Genomic DNA, 21,331 nt, shown 5'->3' with positions numbered 1-21,331 from the left:
TATTTTTGGCTTTCTTTTCATTCTGTTTGATGTAGTTCTGCAGCATTGCGATCACCGCTCTGCGTTCCTTCTTGTTGAGTAGGTTCCAGTGGCTTTTGGAATAGTGTTGGATGGTAAATGCCCGTAGCTGGGACTCGGTCCATCCCGCAGTCTTCATGAGATAGAACATATACTTGCCCTGACGGTCGAAAGTAAAGATCTGGGGTCTGCCATGCTTACGGTACTTGAGCAGAAGTGCTTTTAATTCAGTTAAGCGATCCTCCGGCAAAGCCCTAAGTGATTCGCCATAGCCCAAGCCCTTGATGATGAACTTGAAGTCATTTAGGGTCCAGTGAAACTTCTTGACCCGCAGGCCATGTATCTCTTGGCGTAGTTTTCGTTCTCGTTGTTCCTGAGTCATAGAATGCCCTCGCTCTTTACTTGTGGTTAGTAGTTTTAGTAGTTTTCTTACGGCGTCTCTGAGGCTGGATGCCGCACTCGGCCCGCTTCTCGCTAATGATGCCTTTCTTGATCACCGAGCCAACTTTGAAGATCATGCTTATGTCCTTGGTATAATAACCTGACTTACATATACCCACCGCATCGACTGAGATCAGTGCCTCCAGGTACTTAAAGGCCCACTGACGGCTGCGCTGCATCTTGGAGGCCAATTGTCGGATGCTCTTTATTTGGCTCTTTTCAAGCAGGAAGCAGATATCCTGGCAGGCTTTAAGGTCGAATGCCCAGTTGCCGCAGTAAATGGTTGCTACATTGATATTATAGCGGCCCCGGTTAGTTACATAGATATCCTCGTATTTTGATACCTTGCGGATCACATTGCCTGTAATGAGTTGGTTAAGGCGCTCCTGAACCACATCCCGGTCTACTCCGGTGCACTCACAGATCAGATCTAAGTTGAAGTAGCTGACGAAGCGGTCTACGAAGCGGTCGATTATAATGCTTTGCTCGTTCATAATGCCCCTAAATATGGTTCATGGCTGGGATAGGATTGATTTTACTTCTGACTTCAAGCATGTGCATGATCTTGATGGCTTTCCTCAGATTCCCGGCTGCGTTGAAGTGGATGTAATTGACCATGGACTCCGGGCAGGGAATATTCATCAGTTCGGTGCCCAACATTCTAATATCATCCTTGCTTACCGCTTCGAACTCGTAGAAGTAGTTACAGCGGTCAAAGTAGTAAGCATTGATCTGGTTAAGCCTATCCATGGCGTTCTGCATGCCCACCAGGATCACCACTGCGAATGTCTCATCCACCAGATCTCTAACCGATCCGAGTAACTGGGGATAGCGGAAGGCGTAGTCGATCTCATCGATAATGATGACGGTATCCTCATTATCGAGGAGCAGTTGGATACATTGCTTGTAGATGTTGTTGGTAGTACCCACGGGGAGATAATCACCCATACCCAGGCTTCTGTATAGATTCTGGAGCAGTTCCTTGGCGAAGGTTTTGGGAGTGGTCGTGGCTTCCAGTCTGATATACACGTAGCCACGAGCATAGGCAGCACGGCTGGCATAGGTGGTCTTGCCGAGGCCGGGTCTGCCGTACAGCATGCCCAGTCCCACCATCTCCAGGCGAGGTCGTTTGAGCAGGAAGTCGATGCACTCATCGGCTTTCCGGACATTGTGGATCGGGACAAGTTTACCTTGCTTCATCTATTCCTCCTTATTTGATTCCGATCGTCTTGAGCATTTTCTTGAACTCCTCATTGTCGAAGGGATCGAACTCGCTTGATCCTTCGGCAACAGCTTGATTTTGATCGTTGTGGGTCTGTTCAGGTTGGCTGGAGGCTATTGCTTTCTCCTGTTCGATTACTATCTGTTCCAGCCTGGCAATCTCCTCTTCCGGACCCGGGGCGGGAGCTTCGATCATAGGTGCTTGCAGAAAGATAGGATTGTTCTCAGCGGGGATCTCGTTCATATAGCTCTTGAGCAACTTATCCACCGATTCCTGATTGCTGCGCACGAAGCTCTGGGTTCGCTGTTCAGTCAGCCGCTGCAGCTTCTTGATCTGGGTATATTCCTGGCGGTACTCCTTATGCGACTTGCTATTCTGCAGATCGGCCTGGATGAACGGATGCTGGGTCTGGCGCAGGGAAGCCTGGCAGATAAAGACATCCGCCTCGTCATAGACCAGCACCCATCTCGCATCCGCCAGATCGTATCTGATTATTACCGGTTTACCCATGTGAAAGACCAGGGCGGGATGCCAGTACTTCAACTTGTTCAGCACGATGCCCTCGTTGCGGATGGCTTTACGTTCTACGCTCAGCATCATGAAGTTGAGCTGAGAGGGATTGACCAGCCTGTCCTGAGGTTTGGGAGCCGAGTTGAACACCTCCCAGGGTTTGCGGTTATCCAATCCCCGGTGAGGGGTGATGCCATATACGTATCTGATATAGTAGCCGATCATCTGCATCGCTTCTTCAGTGGTGGGCGGCTCGCAGGTATAGAGCTTCTTGATCCACTTCTCGTTACGCATCAGAGTGGCAGGTTTATCGGCTATATTGGCTCCCCGGAAGCTGCTGATGAAGCGTTCAAACTGCTCCTGGAAGGTCCGGAAGAACCGCTCGATGATCTTAGCCTTGGCATTGTAGCTTTCGGCGAACTGAGCTCTGATTCCTAACTTGGGGAAGATGCCGCCTAATTCCTTAGCCAGGTCATGCCCTTCCCACTGCTCGTGGAACAGCTTGCTCTTGAAGGCTTTGCCATTATCGAGATAGACATACTGAGGCAGAGCTCCCCAGTTGAGGAAGCCATTGCGGAAGGCAGCCTGGATGTGCTGGCTGTCCTCGGTAAAGGCGAGAGTGGCACCCACCGGGTATCGGGATGCCCAGTCGAAGACCATGATCATAGTCATGCGTTGTGCTTTCCCGGTCTTGGGATTGAGGATATCGAAGGCCAGAGTGTGGCCATCGGCTACCCAGACTTCACCTACGCTCAATAGTCTGCTATCCCGGTGGATGGTCTTGATGATGTGCTCAGCTACGAACTTGCTGCCCTGCCTTGCCTGCTCCCACATTGCCAGGTTGTCATCCCGCCACTCTTCGACCCAGCGTCTAAGCGTTGGTACTGAACTGGGTGAGTCGATCAGTCCGGACTCGGCTTTGGCTTTCAGGAACTTGAGAGCGCTGCCGATGCTGATCCGGTTGGGATGCAGCAGGATTGCCAGCAGCACCTTGCCTTCCAGTTCGGTGATCTTGCGTTGCCGTTTCTGATAGCGGTTGCCATGCAGGAGAGCATACATGTCCTGCTTGCTCTGTTCATAGCGTTCCAGCCAGAGGCGTAAGGCCCGTTCGGTGCGTTTTCCTTTCAAAGCATAGAGTTCCGGAGCCAGGCTACCGTTATTGTATTCCTTAGTGAGCAGTTTCCACTCCCGGCCTTTGGACTCGCTATGCTGGAGCCGTTCCAGCACCGTGGTGCAGAAGTAGCCCAGCAGCTTGGCTTCGTGATCGTATTTGACTGGCACCCGCTCTTGAGGAGTAAAGTCGATGTACTCCTCCTCAGGATCGCTGGGAGCGCTTGGCTCATCTTCCAGAACGATACTGTCGTCAAGTATGTTGCTATCAGCCTCTGTGACAGTCGGAACTGGCACTGGTTCAGGTTTCGGTTTAATCTCCTGGTCTTTCCCAATCTGGTTAAGCAAATCCTGCTTACCCTTCCAATCAGGATAGATGCTCTGATAGAGCTCCGCGTAGGTCAGGGGATCAATCTCATCATAGATGCTCATGCTTGTCCTCCTCGCTGTATTTGTAGATCAAAGCGCTGTGCAGGTCTTTGCCATCTACCTTGAGAGTGATCTCAATAAAGCCGGCAGGCACCAGGTTTCTGGCTTGGCAGTCTGCCATCTCCTTGATATATAAGGAAGGCTCGGTCAGCAGGAAGGTCTTCCTAACCTTGTAGCCATCCTGCTCGACCAGATGCTTGTGCACTTCGATTCGGTTGCGCTTGATATAGCGCCATACGGTGCGGGTGGAGCAGCTCATCAACTCCGCCGCCCGCTCCACGGTCAGCCAGACTGACCTGATCTTGTTCTTGCTCATGTTCAGCCTCTGCCAATAATTCTCTGGTACCGGTAAGACCACTGTGACACTTCCACTCCGGTGGCGTGTCACAGAGGTCGGATAATCTGTCACAGTGGTAGCCTTTTTCTGTCCTGGCGATCTGTCACAGCGTTCAACATATCTACTGATCAGCATCGGCGGCTTTTTTCTCCGATTGGAGGGGTGTGTGACACCTGTCACAGAGGTCGGTGTGTCACAGAGGTCGTCCTTGACCCTACTTTCTCCTGGCTCGTAACTGGTCGCTTTCATAAGCGCCTCCCTAATATTATTGTTGGGCGCTACATAACTGCATCGCAATAACTTGGGAAGTCCTTTCTGCTCTTTCCGGCAGCTAATGAAATCTATTGGATACGAGCGGAAGAATCCGCCGCCGAATCACAACTATATAAATAAGCATTGACAAAAAAGATAGACAATTTATCTTGTCTACGGATGCATAATCTTACCCATACGGCAAAAGGTCAAGCAGAAAATGACCTTTTAGGAGGAATAATGGACCCTAACGATATCGGCAGCAGGCTGGGAATGCTGATTAAAGCAATGAAATTGAAGCAGTACCAGTTTACCGAAAAGTTTGGCATCTCTGCCAATTCTCTGGACCGTTACAAGAACAATGAGCGGTTTCCCGACCCTCAATTCTTGGCCAGATTGATCGATTCCGGAGTGAATGTGAACTGGCTGTTAAGAGGCGAAGGCAGTATGTTCATCCTGGCTCCCTGGGAGCTTGGAGATGACGTCAGGACTACCAAGAAAGTCCAGATTGTGGATGGTAAACCGGTCTTAGTGAATGATTTTGATACCACTTACGTGCGTACCTCAATCTTCCCGATCGTAGCGGAAATATCCGCTGGATCACCCATGGAAGTTCCCGAGGATATGGAGCCGGCGGAATCAGTCGAAGTCCCCACTCGCTACATTCCCTTCGGCACGGATAACTACGTGGCCTTCCGAATCAATGGACAAAGCATGGAGCCGCAGATCCTGCACGGGGATATTGTCCTCATCAAAAAGCAGATCACCTGGGATGGTTTGGACGGGAAAATCTGTGCCGTCAGATACGAGACAGGCATTACTCTGAAAAGGATACAGTATGATGAGGCCCGCAGGGGAGTTGCCCTCCAACCTCTCAATAAAGACTACCGGATCGAGTTTATAGACGCTGATCAGAGTCAGTGGTTAACGATGATCGGCCCCCTGGCACTTCAGTTACGGCTCTATTAAATTTGTAAACTATTTCAAAAAATTTGATGTTCTGAAAATACCTTAAATTGAGGGCAAAATTGAAGGAATCGTGATATCGAAACGTCCAAAAACGTCCAAAGACCACTGTGACACAGTCTAAAGCCAGTCCTATCTATCTCTCCACCCTATAAACAGTTAAGACCTCTGTGACAAGTGATATCGATTTGAAAATTTGGGTGAGAATTTATAATAGTAATCTTAGGCAATGGTGCGAGAGCGAAATAGCGAAATAATGAGGTAGAGATGAAAAAAAAGTAACAGGAAAATAAATTCCATTGACGAAATGAGAGAAATCAGAATTTGGGATATAAATAGAAAGTAATTATGATAAAGTGAGGAATCAAATGGCTTACGGAAAAATTAAATCCGATTTGCAAGAACTCTTTACAGAGCTCAAAGAACAAGGACTTTACAAAGATGAACGCATTTTAACAACTCCCCAAGGTGCTAAAATTGGTGTTCAAGGTGGAAAAGAAGCCCTAAATTTCTGTGCCAATAACTATCTTGGTTTAGGTAATAATTCCGAAGTAATTAAAGCCGCTCAGGATATTATGAACAATTGGGGTTATGGATGTAATTCTGTGCGTTTTATATGTGGAACTCAGGCAATTCATAAAAAGCTGGAAGATGCAATGTCCAAGTTTTTGGGAATGGAAGATACTATCCTTTATGCTGCCTGTTTTGATGCCAATGGCGGTTTGTTTGAGCCCCTTTTAGGTGAAGATAGTGCTGTTATTTCTGACGAATTGAATCATGCTTCTATTATTGATGGCGTTCGTATGTGTAAAGCGAAACGCTTTCGTTATAAACACAGCAATATGGAAGAATTGGAAATTGCCTTGAAGGAAAGTAAAGATTGCACTTATCGTCTAATCTGTACTGATGGTGTTTTCAGTATGGATGGCGATATGGCAAAACTGGATGAAATTTGCAATCTTGCCGATAAATATGATGCTTTGGTGATGGTAGATGATTCCCATGCCACAGGTTATATTGGCAAAACGGGAAGAGGCACTCCCGAATATTTTGGGGTTACAGATAGAATTGATGTTATAACCACAACTTTTGGCAAAGCATTGGGTGGAGCAAACGGTGGTTGCACTTCCGGGCGTAAAGAAATCATTGAATTGTTGCGTCAGAGAAGCCGACCATATTTGTTTTCCAATACTTTAGCTCCATCTATTGTAGGAGCTACTTTAAAAGTGATAGAGATGTTATCTCGTTCCAATGAGTTAAGAGATAAGGTTTGGGATAATGCTACTTATTTTCGCCAGGAGATGGTTGCCGCTGGATTTGATATAGTTCCAGGAAACACTGCCATCGTTCCTATTATGCTTTATGAGGCACCTTTGGCTATAAAGATGGCAGATATGCTTCTGGAAGAAGGAGTTTATGTAATTGGCTTTGTTTATCCTGTTGTCCCTAAAGGCAAAGCACGTATTCGGGTTCAACTTTCTGCTGCGCATAGTAAAGAAGATTTGGATTTCACAATTGCTGCCTTTAAAAAGATAGGCAAAGAACTCGGTTTAATTTAACCATTTATTGATAGTGCCGGTATGTTGTTTACCGGCACTTACTTTTTTTATTATTATGACTTATGGTGATATTTACCTGATACCTGTGCCGATAGGAAATTTGGGCGATATTACTTTGCGGGCATTGGAACTGCTAAAAAAAGCGGAACTTATTGCCTGTGAAGATACCAGAGTTACAGCTTTCCTTTTGCAACGCTACGAAATTCCTACACCCAAATTGATGAGCTTTCATAAATTCAATGAAAAGCAGCGAGAAGGATTTCTATTTAAGCATTTGGAAAGCGGTAAGGACTTAATGATTGTTTCCGATGCTGGAAGTCCAGCTATTAGTGACCCTGCAGAACATATTGTGAAAGAAGCAATTGCCAAAGGTATAAAGGTCTTTGCTTTGCCGGGAGCAAGTGCTGTTTTACCTGCTTTAAGTGTTTCCGGTTTTACTACCAGGCAGTTTCAATTTGTAGGTTTTTTACCGCAGCAGCCCAAAAACAGAAGAGAAAATTTGCAACAAATATCTGAATATCCCTATACAACTGTAATTTATGAAGCACCCCATCGGATTTTGAAATTACTTAGTGAATTGTATTCTGCCTGCGGAAACAGAAAAATATGTATCTGCCGAGAATTAAGTAAGCTCCACGAGGAGCATATTTATACTACTTTGGAGGAATTTAACAATAATCCGTCGCTGGTAATTAAAGGTGAATTCTGCCTGGTTTTGGATGGACAGACAATTCAAGGTGAAGGTGAAACAGAAAGCGATGATTTATCGGAAAACGAACTGATTGATTATATTACCAGTGCTTTGGGTTTTGGCATAAAAACCAGAGAGATAAGCAGAATGGTATGTCTGATGTCTTCACTTTCGGCAAGAGATGCTTACCAACTGGTGATAAGAACTAAGAAAGAGTTGAAGGAATGAAACCCTTTCTGCTCTTTGATTTTGACGGCACTATAGCGGATTCAATTCAACTGGGATTAAAAATCGCCAATAAACTTGCTCCTCAGTTTGGTTTCCCAACTTTTACCGAAAACGATATTCAGCACTTTCGCTCTTTAACCTGGCATAAAATAGCCGCTGAAACAAAAATACCTTTTTACAAAATTCCCAAAATAGTTACGCTGGCAATTAAAGAATACAAACGCCTTATTGCTGAACTTGAACCCTGTGCTGGAATTGTAGAAATGCTTAATGAATTTACCTCTAAAGCAATACCAATGGCTCTTCTCAGCTCTAATACTAAAGAAAATGTGGATATATTTCTAAAGAGCTACAAATTGAATTCTTTTCTGTGGATTGAAGGGACTTCCGGCATCCTCAATAAAGCCAAAGATATAAAAAAACGCCTGAAAAAACACCAACTTACTTCTGATGCTGTAATCTATATAGGAGATGAAGTTAGAGATATAGAAGCAGCCCATAAATGCGGACTAAAAAGTATTGCTGTTACCTGGGGGTTTCATACCGCTGATTTTCTGGAAAGTTATCATCCGGACTACATTGTAAATAAACCGAAAGAAATAGTAGAGATTGTTAGTCGGTTAACAGATGAACAGGAGAAGTGAAAAGGGTATATTTTAGCCACCGAACACACCGAAAATTTCTTAACCACTGAGGACACTGAGGACACTGAAAATTTTTTAGCCACCGAACACACCGAAAACACCGAATATATTTTAGCCACCGAAGCCACCGAACACACCGAATATATTTTAACCACTGAGGACACTGAGGACACTGAGGACACTGAGGGCATGAAGATATAGAAATTATATTCTAATCCTCTTTCTCTCTTTTCCTCTTTGTGAAAAGAAATTTTCCTTTCGGTGAATTCGGTGCGTTCGGTGGCTAAATAAACCTCTTTGTGAAAAGAAATTTTCCTTTCGGTGAATTCGGTGTGTTCGGTGGCTAAATAAACCTCTTTGTGAAAAAGAAATTTTCCTTTCGGTGTGTTCGGTGTGTTCGGTAGCTAAATAACCTCTTTGTGAAAAGAAATTACTTTTCAGTGTCCTCAGTGTCCTCAGTGGTTAAGAAATATTCGGTGGCTAAATAAACCTCTTTTTCTCTTGGTAATATATCTATTTAAACGCTTCCTGGTTAGTAAACTGTCTATATGTATCAAAGCTTTCTAATATCTTTCTGTCTTTATCCGTAATATTTTCCAAACAAATTCTGGTAACCAGTTCTCCCATTCCGGGACCAAGCATAAATCCCTGGCCACACATTCCAACTGCGTTAACCAAATTCTCTGCCTGTTCCATAATTCCCACTACAGGAAATCCATCTGGAGTCATAGGATACTGTCCTCTCCAGGTTCTACGAACTTTTAAATTGCGCAGGCGAGGATAAATTGTCAGCATTCTTTTACTGCACATTGGTAAAAACACAGAAGTGGAACGCATATTAATACCGGCAACAGGGGGGTCGGGAGTTATACAGAAAACAATTTGACCTTCACTATTCTGGTAGAAATAGAAATTGGCACTACCAGGTGCTAAACGCATATCTATAACCATTGGCCCAAAAAACCTTTCTACCGGTTCAGTAATACCTGCTTCGTGATTTTCCGGAAAAACAGGTAAATCAATATTAGCCAGTTGTCCAATATCCCGAGCATATCCTCCTGCTGCGTTAACAACTTTAGCGGAGGAATAAATACCTTTATCGGTTATAACTTGATTGATGTTATAGTTTTTAATATCAAATCCGGTAACTCGTTCCTGGAAATGGAAGTCCACCCCGGCTTTCTGGCAATGCTCAAAATAGGAAGCAGAAACGAGTAAAGGTGAACAGGAACCATCTTCCGGAGAAAATGTAGAACCCTGTAAACCCTCTTTCAGAATACCGGGAACTATTTCGCTATATTCATCCGGGCTTAGCCATTGAATATTAAGCCCGAAACTAAGTTGAATCTGCATCAGGTCTTGCAGCGCTAAAGCATCTTTTTCGTTATAAGCAGGATAGCTATAGCCATTGGAAAGCCAGCCAATATCATCGCCCGTTTCTTCCTGCCAGTTTTTTAGTATTTCAATGGAACGCAGGCAGACATTTATTTTACCTAAATCAGAATGAGTAGCTCGCACGCCTCCAATAGCTTTTTTATTGTTTCCTTGTCCGGGGCTATGTTCTGGCTCAATTACTAAAACCTTCCTTCCTGCCTTTGCTAAATTATAAGCAGTTGGCAAACCGATGGAACCGGCTCCAATTACGATTACATCATAAATCTTATTCATTTTGCACTCCCGTCGGGAAATTTTTCTAAGGGGATTTCCAAAAACAGAGGCCTTTTTGTATTAGGAACAACTTCCTTTTCGGGGATGCCTTCTTCGCGTAGTAATCTCTTAATTAAGACCTCGCAGGTTTTAGAACCGCAAGGCCCCATTCCTGCTCTGGTAATAGCTTTTATCAGATTCAAATCGGTGATACCTTTTTTAATTAACGCTCGCACTTGTTTTACGCTTACTCTTTCGCACAAACAAATCATTGCTTCATCAGAGGTCTTTTCCAAAATAACCGGTTTTTCCAAAGGTATAGACACCTTCTTATCCTGAATTCTGAAACCAGCTACTTTCTTGGCTATTGCCTTAGGAACTTGAAACTTTACAATCTGAGTATGCAATTGGGGAAAATCCTGCACAGCGGTTATAGCATATTCACCTAATTCATTGGCATCTATATCGTTCAGGATTTTTTTATCGCCTATCTTCACAGGATAGTTAGCCACTTCATAAACAATGCTTACAGTAGGGTTTTCTTTGTCTTTTCGGTAGTCCACTAAGGTTATGGCTAATCCAGGACATATCAACAGGCATTTGCCACAACCAATGCAGGCACCGTTGTAAACAGGAACAGCCATCAGTGAACCATCTTCAGTTTTAATACTATTCGTAGGACAAACGGTAGTGCAAGGATTACAGGGGATTTCCTGTAAACAATGGAGAATAGGGAAGACCCCTTCTTCTTTTTCCGGGGTCTGATAATTCTTTATTTTTCCAGGGGGAGATTTCAGTTCCTCGGCTTTGGCATACCACTCTGCGGGAATAGGATTTTCTTTAGTTCCTTGCAGTTCTGCTACGATTTTTACCCCGGCTATTTTACCGTTAAACATTGCCGAACTTGCTTCTGCAATTTCTAAGGCATCACCTGCTGCTTCTACAGGAATTCCTGCTTCTTGTGCTTCCCAGGTAAATTCATTTACGGGATTTAAGCCCACAGCTATTAAAATAGTATCACAGGCAAAGGTCTTTTCCGTGCCCGGCAGGGGCTGAAAATTCTTATCTATTTGCGCTATAGTAATGCTTTCTACTGTTTCTTTGCCGTTAGCGCAAAGAATAGAATGAGAAGTATATATAGGAATGCCAAATCTTCTGAGTTTATCGGAATGAACTTTATAACCCCCGCAAACAGGCATCGCTTCAGCTAAACCGACAACTTCAATTCCTGCCTGCAAAGAATGGTAACCGGCAATTAAACCAACATTGCCTCCTCCGATTATAAAAAGACGCTTTGTAGGACGCACCAGGTCTCTATTTACCAATGTCTGAAAAGCTCCCGCTCCATATATTCGGGCTAAATTGTTCCCGGGAAACCTTAAGAATTTTTCTCTTGCTCCCGCGGTGTTTAAAATGCGCTGGGGCTCAACAATTTTATAGACACCGTCTTTTAAAATGCCAACTTTTTTATCGCTGAAAACGAAGACGGCTGTGCTATTTAACCAGACCTCAATACTGTTGTATTTTGCCACCTCTGCAGCAAGGTTTCTGCCAATATCATTCCCCCTTGTTCCGGCACTGCTATCTTCCTGCGAACCAAAGAACTTATGTGTTTGCAGAACCAGCTTTCCTCCCAAGGCATTTTTGTCATCAATCAGCAATGTCGGGATGTTTTGTTTGCCCAGTTCAATAGCAGCAGAAAGCCCTGCAGGACCTCCCCCAATAATAAGAACATCGGTCTTAACATACTCAAGGGGCTCAAAATTTATAGGTTCATCTTCTGCAGGGAGAATAGGTAGCCCTTCCAGCGACTGCACAATCATATTTTCACTAACTGCAGTCATACAGGATTTTACGGCTACCCCATTAGCAATTACACTGCATTGAGAACACTGTCCATTAGCACAAAAAATACCTTGTGCACTTCCATCTTTGTGATGGTGGCCAAAAATGGATATACCATTGGCAATAAGAGCTGAGGCAATCATTTCCCCTCTCTTTGCCTTTAGTTTTTGTCCATTCCAGTAAAAAGAAACCTCGTCTCTTTCAGGAATCGGCAATATAGGATGAATGGCAATACGATTGTTATCTGCCAACAAAGTAAAACTCCTTTCCTTAGGAAGATAGGTACTTCTATTTATACCTTAAGCATCTTCCCTTTCCTTGATTAATATTATTTATCTTCCCTCAAATTTTTTATTCGTCTATTTGTCAAGCAGGAATTGTGAATAGATAACTATTACTTTTAACGATATATTGCCTCAGAATCCACCGAGTTGTGTACCGGCGGGGATGTACCGGCGGACGCCGTTCCGCCGTTTTTAGTACCGGTGGGTATGTACCGGCGGACGCTGTTCCGCCGATTCGGCGCTACAGCGAGCGCCGGTACAAAGAGCGCCGGTACAACAAAAGCTCCTCGGAAAAACCAAAAAAGAGATTGACAGGTTTTGAACAAAATATATAAAAGAAAAAAGTAAGAAAGGAGTTGAAACGAAAATGCATATCATAACAAACCCAGCTATATTGAACTATATTTACCGTGCAAAAATGGACATTATTTATTCCTTTGTTTTTCTAAAACCAAATAGAAATATAAAAATATACGGGAGGATACCGTGAAAAAGACATTTTTACTTTTAATCTTAGTTCTCTGTTCTTTAGCACTCTTTGCCCAAAACGAGGATTGGCACTGGGCAATACAAGCCGGGGGAACAGATGATGATTATAGTTATGGCATTGCTATTGATTCCAACCGAAACAGCTATGTTACTGGTTATTTTAAAAGTAGTAGCATTACCTTTGGTACTACTACTTTAACTAACAGTGGATATGAAGACATTTTTGTTGCCAAGATGGATAGTAACGGTAACTGGCTCTGGGCTAAGCAAGCCGGGGGAACAGATTATGATGAGGGAATGAGTATTGCTGTTGATGCTAACGGAAACAGCTATGTTACAGGATATTTTTTTAGTAATGCTAATTTTGGAGATACTAACTTAATTAGTAGTGGATATTCCGACATCTATATTGCCAAGCTGGATAGTAACGGTAATTGGCTCTGGGTAAAGCAAGCAGGGGGAACCAGTGAAGAATGGGGCATTGGCGTTGCTGTTGATTCCAACGGGAACAGCTATGTAACAGGTTTTTATCAAGAAAGTGCTACTTTCGGAACTATTACTTTAACCAGCAGTGGGGGGAATGATATCTTTGTTGCCAAGCTGGATAGCAATGGTAACTGGCTTTGGGCAAAACAAGCTGGTGGAACAAGTTATGATGAAGGTGTTAGCATTGCTGTTGATACCAACGGAAACAGCTATGTTACCGGTGATTTTTCTGCTAGTGCTACTTTCGGAACTACAACATTGACCAGCAGTGGCGAAGGAGACATCTTTGTTGCCAAGATGGACATTAGCGGTAACTGGCTCTGGGCTCAACAAGCCGGGGGAACAGATTATGATAGTGGCTTTAGCGTTGCTGTTGATGCCAACGGAAACATATATGTTACCGGTAGTTTTAAAGAAAGTGCCACTTTAGGTACTACAACATTGACCAGTAGTGGTTCAGAAGATATCTTTATTGCTAAGCTGGATAGCAACGGTAACTGGCTCTGGGCAAAGCAAGCTGGGGGAACATATTATGATTTTGGCAATAGCATTGCTGTTGATGCAAATGGAAATAGCTATGTTACCGGTTATTTTGAATATAGTGCTACCTTCGGAGCTACAACATTGACCAGTAGTGGTGAAAGCGATATCTTTGTTGCCAAGCTGAACAGCAACGGTAACTGGCTCTGGGCAAAGCAAACCGGGGGAACAAGTTTTGATTTTGGCTATGGCATTGCTGTTGATGCTAACGGAAGCAGCTATGTTACAGGTTTTTTTATGGAAAGTGCTACTTTTGGCACTACACCATTGACGAGCAGTGGTGGTTATGACATATTTGTAGCTAAATTAGGAGAAGTAAATAGTATAAATTTACCTGATATTATACCCTTTAACGGCATTTGTTCTATCTATCCTAATCCGTTTAATCCCCTTACAACTATTGACTATGAAATAAGTATGCCCGCAGATGTGAAAATTGAAGTTTACAATAATCGGGGGCAATTAGTGCGTAGTTTTGCATTGGGGTATAAAAAGCAGGGTAGTTATAAACTAACTTGGGAAGGAGAGGATAATAATGGCTGCCTCTGCAGTTCCGGTATTTATTACATCAAAATGCGGGCAGGAAAGGAGATTTACACCAAGAAAGCAGTGCTATTAAAATAAAGATAGGTAGCCGGAGGTAGCCGTTTTTAGTACCGGCGGACGCCGTTCCGCCGTTTTTGGTACCGGCGGACGCTGTTCCGCCGTTTTTTATTCGGCGCTACAGCGAGCGCCGGTACAAAGAGCGCCGGTACAATAAGACCTGAGTTTCTTTTTCTTGTTACTTTCCCGATTTCCAATAGCCATCCGCTCTTCGCTCTCTGCCCAAAAGTAACCATATTTAGATTGACAAAAAAATTATCTTCACTTTACAGGATAATTATATACGAATTATTGAGTTATCGGTAAAGAAAAGAGGAAAAAAATGGATGAAAAGACCAAAGCACTCTGCGACGAATTGTTGCTTATTATTATGATAATATATAAGGAACAAGAGAAAGGAATTAAATTTCATTCCTTATATCCTGTTTTTAATTATGGTTTCGGAACGATATCCGATTTATTAAAGATTTTAGTAAAGGACGGATATATAAATGTGATTTTCAATCTGGATGAACAACCCGAGGATTATCCTGATGAATTTTTACCGGAGGAAGAACAGATAAAGAAACTCCATCTCTGTAACCACGATACTACTTATATTTTTCCCACCTCAAAAGGATTGGAATTAGTAAAAGAAAATCTGAGACAAGCAGTGGCAGAAAATAGGGAAATTAAGTTTACCGGTCTATTGCGTCCCATTAAATAAATGCACAAAGCGGGTTAATATAGCATTCACCTACCGGTAGCATAATATATATCTTATTGGCTAATATTTGCGATGTAACTCTTTCTCAGAATACCAAATAATTGATTTTGCCATTCCATATTATTTGGAAGTAAAAAAAGAATATGATTACTTTCATATACATCTTTTTTTATGGGATTTACCAAACCTTGAATTAATGTATTATAAGGAGTAATAGAAAGAATAAAGGACTCCAGAATTATGTCTTTATTTCCGATATTTTTTTCTATTTCTTTAATATTTTTGTGCAATTGCACTTTTTCCGAGTCCAAGCTTTTTTGATGTTCCAAGCCCTTAGGGTCAAGAAAGGCAATTATCTGTTTATTTTGATATTTTACCCACATAATAAAATCGGGATAGAAACTGCTAAGATTGAAGAAACCGACACCTGACTTGGGATAATTTCGCAGCAGGTATATTTCCTTATCGTTAAATTCAGTTTTCTTTGATGACAAGTAAACATTCAACCCGTTTAGGAAGTTTTTTTCGCTTTCTACCAGACCTTCCGGATGCATTTTGTTAATATTCTTATTGTTAAGCAGGATTGGCAAATAGAGGTGTCTATCAAAGTAAACTCTGGGAAGTTCATCTTTTACATCCTTTTCAAGGAATAACCTATCCAAATCTTGTGCCAATGCCTTAATTTTACTTATCAGTTCCTGATTATCTTTACTATTGCTTATTTGAATAGTATAGTTATATCCGTCGTTAGGTTTGGCAAAAATGCTTAAAGCTGATTCCTCTGTGAGCGGTGCATAGCATAAATGATTCTTTTCGTAACTCTTTAAGTGAAAGGTATAGTATTGGTCAATGTATCTTTTCAGCAATTGGAGAGCTATATTTTCCAATCTTTTTACATCTTTAATCGTGTTAACTTCCAAAGTTTCCGGAGTTATTAATATTTCATATCTATCGGAATAAAACAGAAAGTGTTGAATAATCTCTCTGTCCAAAATCAAATTCCAGTATCCTCGTTCCAGCTTAAATTCGTATAAGTCCAGTAAGATGTTATCCCAATCAAACAAGAGATTTAGCTTTTTCCTTTTTTCTTCATTATTTGCCAGCGTAAGACCGGTTGTATTAAGAGGGATGTTGGAAGTAACTATACCTTGTGTATTGCGTTCTTCGCTTTGGTGAGCTGATAATGTGGGCATCTTGTTTAGGGTAACGGAAAATTTCTCTGCTTCTTCCATAAATAAAACCACATCATTGTTAAAATCCACATTCTCCTTTGCCAGAGTATAAAGGGTTTCCCATTTTTCTTCATAGCGGGGTTGCACAGGTATTTCTATGGTTTCCAAGTCCACTTCTTCTTTACTAAGTGCCTCTAAAAAAGAGCTCAGATAATCAGCTCTAATGCCGTATATATTTAACCTTTCCAGCTGAGACAAATCCTTATCCATACTGCGTTTCAGGGACATATTTTCACCTTTCAAACGCACTCCTCTGCCAAAGAGCTGAATAATTTGTGGTCCTTGACCTGTTCCTATATTCAGCAATCCCATTGATGATACTCTCCAGGTATCCCAGCCCTCAATAAATTTCTTGGAGCCAATAAGAATATTAACGGAAGAATCAAACTCCTTAATATGGTCAAACAGTGATTCCGAAATAGCGTCTGTTTCCACCGCAAGCCCTATTTTCTCCAGTTGCTTCTTAAAACTGGAAGTATCGCCAATATTGATAACTCCAAAGTATTTATTTTCTCCCGTCTTTAAACCAAATTCACCTTTAGCGCTTTTCAATTCGTATATACCAAAACCGCCTTTTCCGCCAAAAAGCTTAGCAAACAAGTCATCTATAATTACCCCCTTCTTTCTTATATAGGAAAACTTCTTAGCAAAGATGTCTTCTCCGCTTTCATTTTTAAATTCCGCTTTTCCCGTTAAAATAGCTGTCAGCTTGCTATTTACCCAATCCGGTTCTTTTATAACTTTATTCAAAAAGCTGACAATTTGGACTACATCGGATTCTTCTGCGCTACCGGAAACCGTTGTTCCTACAAAAATCCACAAGGGTTTTTCCAGATTTTTTCGCTTGGCACTCTCTTTTTTCTCTTCAAAAATAAGCAGTTGTTCATAGAAATCAAGTAAATTGGCTAAAAACATCGTTTCCTGAAATCGGTTTTCATCTATTTTAATATTTTTAGCGTTTAGCACGGAAAAGTCCTTGCCATAGCCATCCTGATAGAAGTATTTGTAAGAATAATCAAAAATAATTGCTTTGGCATATTCCTTTAAGGTAGCTTTATTTTTCTCACCTAGTATTTGTCCGAAGGTGGCACTATATTCAAAAACCATTCCCTTTTCAGCCAGTTGTTTTCTTAAAGTTGCCCATTTTTGTTCTTCTGCCTTTTGCCCTTTATGTCCTTCATCTACAAATATTAAGTTCTGACCCTCAAAAGCATTAATGGAAATAGTTACTCCCCCTCCCTTTTTTGTTTCCACCAATTTGGTCATTTCAATTACCAGAACTTCATCCCTGGTTTTGAAGCTATTTGAAGAATAGAAATTTTCGGAATAGAGACGACAGGGAATCCCGCTTTTTTCCAGTTCTTCATAGTGCTGTTTGGAAAGTCCTTCATTGGGAGTAATCAGCAGAATGCTATCAGGAGAAAAAAGCTTATAATGCAAAAACTGATAATAGTTTATGTGCATAATCAAGGTCTTTCCTGAGCCGGTTGCCATCCAGTAAGCTATCTTTTTCAGGTCATCCTCTATAAAATCGTCTAATAATTCTACTCTATTTTCTGCTTTATAGTGGTGTAAAAATTCATTTAAGTAATAGATAAAGTTTAACTGATTGTTTTTCAGATTATCTAAAACGATTTCTGTAAAGAGCACTGCCAAATATTGAAAATACTTTAATCTAATCGGTTCCCGATGACTATTTATCTGCCGCAAATAATCCGTTATATTCTCAGCATACAGCTCCAACTTATCTTTAGTTATAATATTCTGATTTGCCTCATCTATCTTGTTGCCGAAATAAGAAAGAAGTATATTTAAATAGCTGTCTATCTCTTTATTACTTGTATCAGAAATGTCTTTGAGCTTATCCTGTAATTCCTGAAATTCGCTTACTCCCCAAAGCGAGAGCAGATATTTATTCAAGACCAGATACTTTTCTATTTTCATTTTCTTTTATCCCATCAACCGCTTAAATTCAACATCCGTAGAGCGAATTGAGATACTTAAATCTTTATAGACAGGTATTAAATTACTTTGTCCATTAATATACACAATATCCGGTTGCCAATCTTGCAATTGCTCCATAATGAAATCCCTGTCCGCATTATAGTCCTTTTCTGTCCAATTGTCACTATAATCCCTCCAGACCACCGCTATGTTCTTGCTTTCCTTTTCTCCTGCTATAAATAAATATTTTCTGCCTTGATGACGCACCTTCGTTTTCTTAACCTTCAAACCCAAAAGATAATTGAAGGTCTCAGGTAAATCTACTATCACTTCCTGCGGTTCACCTACTTCTTCCAAATTCACTTTCAGCTTATAGGAAAAAGGCGTCTTCAATGCTTCAATATTCAATAAACTGTTATTTTCCCGGGTTTCCAAATCTATAAAGTATTTAACTAAATATTCATCACTATTATACCAATCAAATTGCTCACTCTCTTCTTCCCTAATCTCCAAATTATCCAGCGTATCCTCATATTGTTCTAATACCTGATATTGAAAGAACCCTCCGGCTTGCTTCTCGTTATATTTATCTTGAACATCTTTTTCTTTGGAAATACCCGATTTATCATAAAACAAAACCTTCTTCATTCTGGGCAAAATTATGCTTCCAAAATGCTCTCCCATTTCTATACCTATCCATTTTCTTCCTAATTTTTGTGCTACAGCTGTCGTGGTTCCTGAACCGAGAAAGAAATCCATCACTATGTTTCTTTCATCTGAAGTGGACTCTATAACTCGCTTTAATAGTATCTCTGAATTCTCTGTGGGGAAATCCCAATTAAATGAATATCCATAAAAACCTGTCCAGTCATCTGTAAGATATATAATGTCAGGTTTTAACATCTGAGGATTTCCTCGGGAACTATATCTTAGTAATCCATCATTTTCCATTTTGTTAATTATTACCTGGTTAGGAAATCTCCTGCCTTGTCTAGGTATAATTTCTTTTCCTAAAATTATTTTTGCCCTAGACAATACATTTCCTTTTTCATCATACTTTAAATTATTGGGGGAGAACATATTAATCATATCATTAGGTACTATATCCCATTTTTCGCCTTCCATGTCCAATGCTCTCCATTCTTGTTTTTCCCTATTTTCCGTTATATGACAAAAAAATACATTATTAGAATTTTTACAATAACATAATATAACATCATGCCAAGAGAGTAGTACTTTACCTTCTGTTTTCATCCTTACTGATTTATTTACAATAATCTCATTCCTAAAGTTATCTTCATAAAATATGTAATTCATAACCGGTCTTAATACCCAATTACCATTATAGTCACAACGCACAAAGATACTTGCGCTGTCTTTCATAATATTTTTTGCTAAGGACAATCTATTTTCTAATAAACTTGCCCAGGTAGAGTCCTTATATTTAACATTGTAAAGGTAATCGGCGTCTTGTTCTTTATTAAAGGGAGGGTCTATATAGATGGTTTGAATTTGTTCTTTAAATTTGGGTAAGATAGTATTCAGAGCTTGCCAGTTCTCGCTTTTGATAAGTAAGCCATCCAATAGTTCATTCAGGTCTATATGTTCGGTCAATTTTTCCAGAAGTGTGTCTTGGAAAGTAGGGCTGAAGTATTTTGTATCCAGAGGTAATTTTTTATATTCGGTATCAATTAAGTCCTTTCTAAAGTAGAGGTCTGCTTCTTTTTCTATTTTGCCGAAGCCGAGTTCTTCCCATTCTTGCAGTTGTTTTTGGTTTTTCAGGATTTCCTTTATAGTAGAGGTGAGGAATTCCTTATCCGTGTATTGGCAGATTCTATCCAAAGAGATAACATAATTGGTGCTTAAAACGAATTTTTTCTTTTCCCACAGGCGTTTTTGGAAGTTCTCTATTTGAGCCAGGAAGTCAATTATATCTGTTCCTATATCTCTAACCACTTTGGCTCGGGTGATATGTTTATCCAGAAATTTTGCCTGCTCCATGGTATCTATATTCAGAACTTCGTCCTTAATGAAGTATTCCAGTTGGGAGGAGAGAAAGTCCTCAAGGTCTTTGTGAATGAAATAATCCTTAGTGTTTTTGGATGTAAATCTATTTAGCTGAGTGATTAGTATTTCTACAATTTTATTGTATTCGTCTTGTAAATGGTTAGTTAGGTAAATATCTTTTATGCCTTCTATAATAGTATTATTGTTCTGGTTATTGATATTTACCTGTTTGGAAGAATTGCTGCCTCCTTCAACTTGGTAATGCTTAACTTCCTCATCCGATAATTCTCTATATTGAAAGTGGATAAGCAGATTATTATACTGTAACTGCCAGGGATTTTCCTCATCCAAAACAAAGAATCTTTCTTTAGTTGCTTTTTTGGAGCCCAATTCTTCTTTAGCGGCTACTATGCGAAAAATAACTCTATAATTTAATGCCTTAAAAGTGTAATCCCGAAAGAGCACACCGGTTTTGGTGTAATACTGGTCATAATTTGCCCAGTATAGTTTTACTTCTTCCCCGTCATAAGGAATGGCATATTTGTGTTTTTTATTGGAATAGCGGTATTGAGGGACAAAATCACCTTCTTCATAATAGCGTGAAAAGAAATTAAACAGGTCATTAAACGCTTGATTTTGGATGTCCTCAATTTGTTCTATCTCCTTTTTGCGCTCAAGTAAATCTGTGTATTCTATTGCTAAAGGTGCATTTTTATAATTTTCTATTATTTCGCCTGCCGGTGTAAAGGAATTTTGCCCCAAATTTTTAATTATCTCTGCCTTTCTCTTTCCAATTTGTTCATCCAGATTGCTATCTATATCGTTTTTGTATTTGGCAAAGGAATCTTCCACTCGCTTAACGAGGTCTTCTTCAATAAACTTTTTAATTCTGTCTCTTTTGTAATTCAAAATACGGTAAATACCAAAATCCAAATCCGATGTTTCAAATTGAAAAAGCCCTTTTAGTAATCCTTGAAATTTTTCTACACTGTCCATATTAACCTCTCTTTTGGTTATGCAATAATATCCACTGCTTTTTAATAAAATAATACCTGCTTCTGTCTTAATCAATTACTTTGTTTTTGTTTGCGGCATAGACATTTTTCTTTCCTATTTTACAGCTCTATTTTGTCAAGTTCTT

Annotated in this window: 15 protein-coding genes; 6 read left to right on the top strand and 9 right to left on the bottom strand. The window is 40.8% G+C overall.

What is annotated here, in order from left to right; all coding sequences use genetic code 11:
* From PLE33_04645 to PLE33_04625, 5 genes are all read right to left on the bottom strand, one after another.
* Positions 1-400, bottom strand: a 400-nt coding sequence (locus PLE33_04645; protein HPS60531.1) for a hypothetical protein, incomplete at its 3' end; no start/stop codon positions are given.
* A gap of 16 nt (positions 401-416) precedes the next feature.
* On the bottom strand, positions 417-953 hold the full coding sequence (locus PLE33_04640; protein ID HPS60530.1) for a hypothetical protein: 537 nt from the start codon (positions 951-953) through the stop codon (positions 417-419).
* 7 nt (positions 954-960) lie between these two features.
* Positions 961-1,659, bottom strand: coding sequence for an ATP-binding protein (locus tag PLE33_04635; GenBank protein HPS60529.1), 699 nt, complete (start codon positions 1,657-1,659; stop codon positions 961-963).
* Positions 1,660-1,669: 10 nt separating this feature from the next.
* Positions 1,670-3,733 carry a transposase family protein gene (locus PLE33_04630; protein ID HPS60528.1) on the bottom strand — a complete coding sequence of 688 codons (2,064 nt, stop codon included), beginning with the start codon at positions 3,731-3,733 and terminating at the stop codon, positions 1,670-1,672.
* A complete protein-coding gene (locus tag PLE33_04625) occupies positions 3,720-4,046 on the bottom strand; it encodes a hypothetical protein (GenBank protein ID HPS60527.1) in 327 nt (108 codons plus the stop codon). Before PLE33_04625 ends, PLE33_04630 begins: the two co-directional genes overlap by 14 nt.
* A gap of 513 nt (positions 4,047-4,559) precedes the next feature.
* On the opposite strand from PLE33_04625, the gene PLE33_04620 reads away from it, so the two are divergent.
* From PLE33_04620 to PLE33_04605, 4 genes are all read left to right on the top strand, one after another.
* Positions 4,560-5,288, top strand: coding sequence for an XRE family transcriptional regulator (locus PLE33_04620; protein ID HPS60526.1), 729 nt, complete (start codon positions 4,560-4,562; stop codon positions 5,286-5,288).
* Between the two features lie 365 nt (positions 5,289-5,653).
* The gene (gene kbl, locus PLE33_04615) at positions 5,654-6,844 is read left to right on the top strand and encodes a glycine C-acetyltransferase (protein HPS60525.1); all 1,191 of its coding nucleotides are present in this window, start codon (positions 5,654-5,656) and stop codon (positions 6,842-6,844) included.
* A 13-nt stretch (positions 6,845-6,857) separates the two neighbouring features.
* Complete coding sequence (rsmI, locus tag PLE33_04610; protein HPS60524.1) at positions 6,858-7,763, top strand: 16S rRNA (cytidine(1402)-2'-O)-methyltransferase; 906 nt, start codon at positions 6,858-6,860, stop codon at positions 7,761-7,763.
* The gene (locus PLE33_04605; GenBank protein HPS60523.1) at positions 7,760-8,407 is read left to right on the top strand and encodes an HAD-IA family hydrolase; all 648 of its coding nucleotides are present in this window, start codon (positions 7,760-7,762) and stop codon (positions 8,405-8,407) included. Before rsmI ends, PLE33_04605 begins: the two co-directional genes overlap by 4 nt.
* Before the next feature lie 513 nt (positions 8,408-8,920).
* Here PLE33_04605 and PLE33_04600 read toward each other — a convergent pair.
* Together PLE33_04600 and PLE33_04595 are read right to left on the bottom strand one after the other, a co-directional pair.
* The gene (locus PLE33_04600; GenBank protein HPS60522.1) at positions 8,921-10,075 is read right to left on the bottom strand and encodes an FAD-dependent oxidoreductase; all 1,155 of its coding nucleotides are present in this window, start codon (positions 10,073-10,075) and stop codon (positions 8,921-8,923) included.
* A complete protein-coding gene (locus PLE33_04595; protein HPS60521.1) occupies positions 10,072-12,150 on the bottom strand; it encodes an FAD-dependent oxidoreductase in 2,079 nt (692 codons plus the stop codon). The genes PLE33_04600 and PLE33_04595 overlap by 4 nt, the downstream gene beginning before the upstream one ends.
* A 519-nt stretch (positions 12,151-12,669) precedes the next feature.
* Between PLE33_04595 and PLE33_04590 the strand changes: the two genes are divergently transcribed.
* Positions 12,670-14,322 carry an SBBP repeat-containing protein gene (locus PLE33_04590; GenBank protein ID HPS60520.1) on the top strand — a complete coding sequence of 551 codons (1,653 nt, stop codon included), beginning with the start codon at positions 12,670-12,672 and terminating at the stop codon, positions 14,320-14,322.
* 301 nt (positions 14,323-14,623) lie between these two features.
* Complete coding sequence (locus PLE33_04585; protein ID HPS60519.1) at positions 14,624-15,007, top strand: hypothetical protein; 384 nt, start codon at positions 14,624-14,626, stop codon at positions 15,005-15,007.
* Positions 15,008-15,060: 53 nt separating this feature from the next.
* Here the strand turns inward: PLE33_04585 and PLE33_04580 are convergent, their stop codons facing one another.
* Together PLE33_04580 and PLE33_04575 are read right to left on the bottom strand one after the other, a co-directional pair.
* Positions 15,061-18,183, bottom strand: a complete 3,123-nt coding sequence (locus PLE33_04580; protein HPS60518.1) for a DEAD/DEAH box helicase family protein — start codon at positions 18,181-18,183, stop codon at positions 15,061-15,063.
* Positions 18,184-18,189: 6 nt separating this feature from the next.
* Positions 18,190-21,261 (bottom strand): site-specific DNA-methyltransferase, encoded by a 3,072-nt coding sequence (locus tag PLE33_04575; protein HPS60517.1) that lies wholly within the window; start codon positions 21,259-21,261, stop codon positions 18,190-18,192.
* Positions 21,262-21,331: the final 70 nt, after the last annotated feature.

The sequence above is a fragment of the Candidatus Cloacimonas sp. genome (assembly GCA_035403355.1).
Taxonomy (GTDB): domain Bacteria; phylum Cloacimonadota; class Cloacimonadia; order Cloacimonadales; family Cloacimonadaceae; genus Cloacimonas.
Note: the sequence above shows the minus strand (reverse complement) of the source record. Positions and strands in the feature narration are given on the sequence as shown.

What these genes read in the sequence shown, in the direction of transcription:
- PLE33_04640 (HPS60530.1), bottom strand. Translation starts at nt 953, where the DNA reads ATGAACGAGCAAAGCATTATAATCGACCGCTTCGTAGACCGCTTCGTC.
- PLE33_04635 (HPS60529.1), bottom strand. Translation starts at nt 1,659, where the DNA reads ATGAAGCAAGGTAAACTTGTCCCGATCCACAATGTCCGGAAAGCCGAT.
- PLE33_04630 (HPS60528.1), bottom strand. Translation starts at nt 3,733, where the DNA reads ATGAGCATCTATGATGAGATTGATCCCCTGACCTACGCGGAGCTCTAT.
- PLE33_04625 (HPS60527.1), bottom strand. Translation starts at nt 4,046, where the DNA reads ATGAGCAAGAACAAGATCAGGTCAGTCTGGCTGACCGTGGAGCGGGCG.
- PLE33_04620 (HPS60526.1), top strand. Translation starts at nt 4,560, where the DNA reads ATGGACCCTAACGATATCGGCAGCAGGCTGGGAATGCTGATTAAAGCA.
- kbl (HPS60525.1), top strand. Translation starts at nt 5,654, where the DNA reads ATGGCTTACGGAAAAATTAAATCCGATTTGCAAGAACTCTTTACAGAG.
- PLE33_04605 (HPS60523.1), top strand. Translation starts at nt 7,760, where the DNA reads ATGAAACCCTTTCTGCTCTTTGATTTTGACGGCACTATAGCGGATTCA.
- PLE33_04600 (HPS60522.1), bottom strand. Translation starts at nt 10,075, where the DNA reads ATGAATAAGATTTATGATGTAATCGTAATTGGAGCCGGTTCCATCGGT.
- PLE33_04585 (HPS60519.1), top strand. Translation starts at nt 14,624, where the DNA reads ATGGATGAAAAGACCAAAGCACTCTGCGACGAATTGTTGCTTATTATT.
- PLE33_04580 (HPS60518.1), bottom strand. Translation starts at nt 18,183, where the DNA reads ATGAAAATAGAAAAGTATCTGGTCTTGAATAAATATCTGCTCTCGCTT.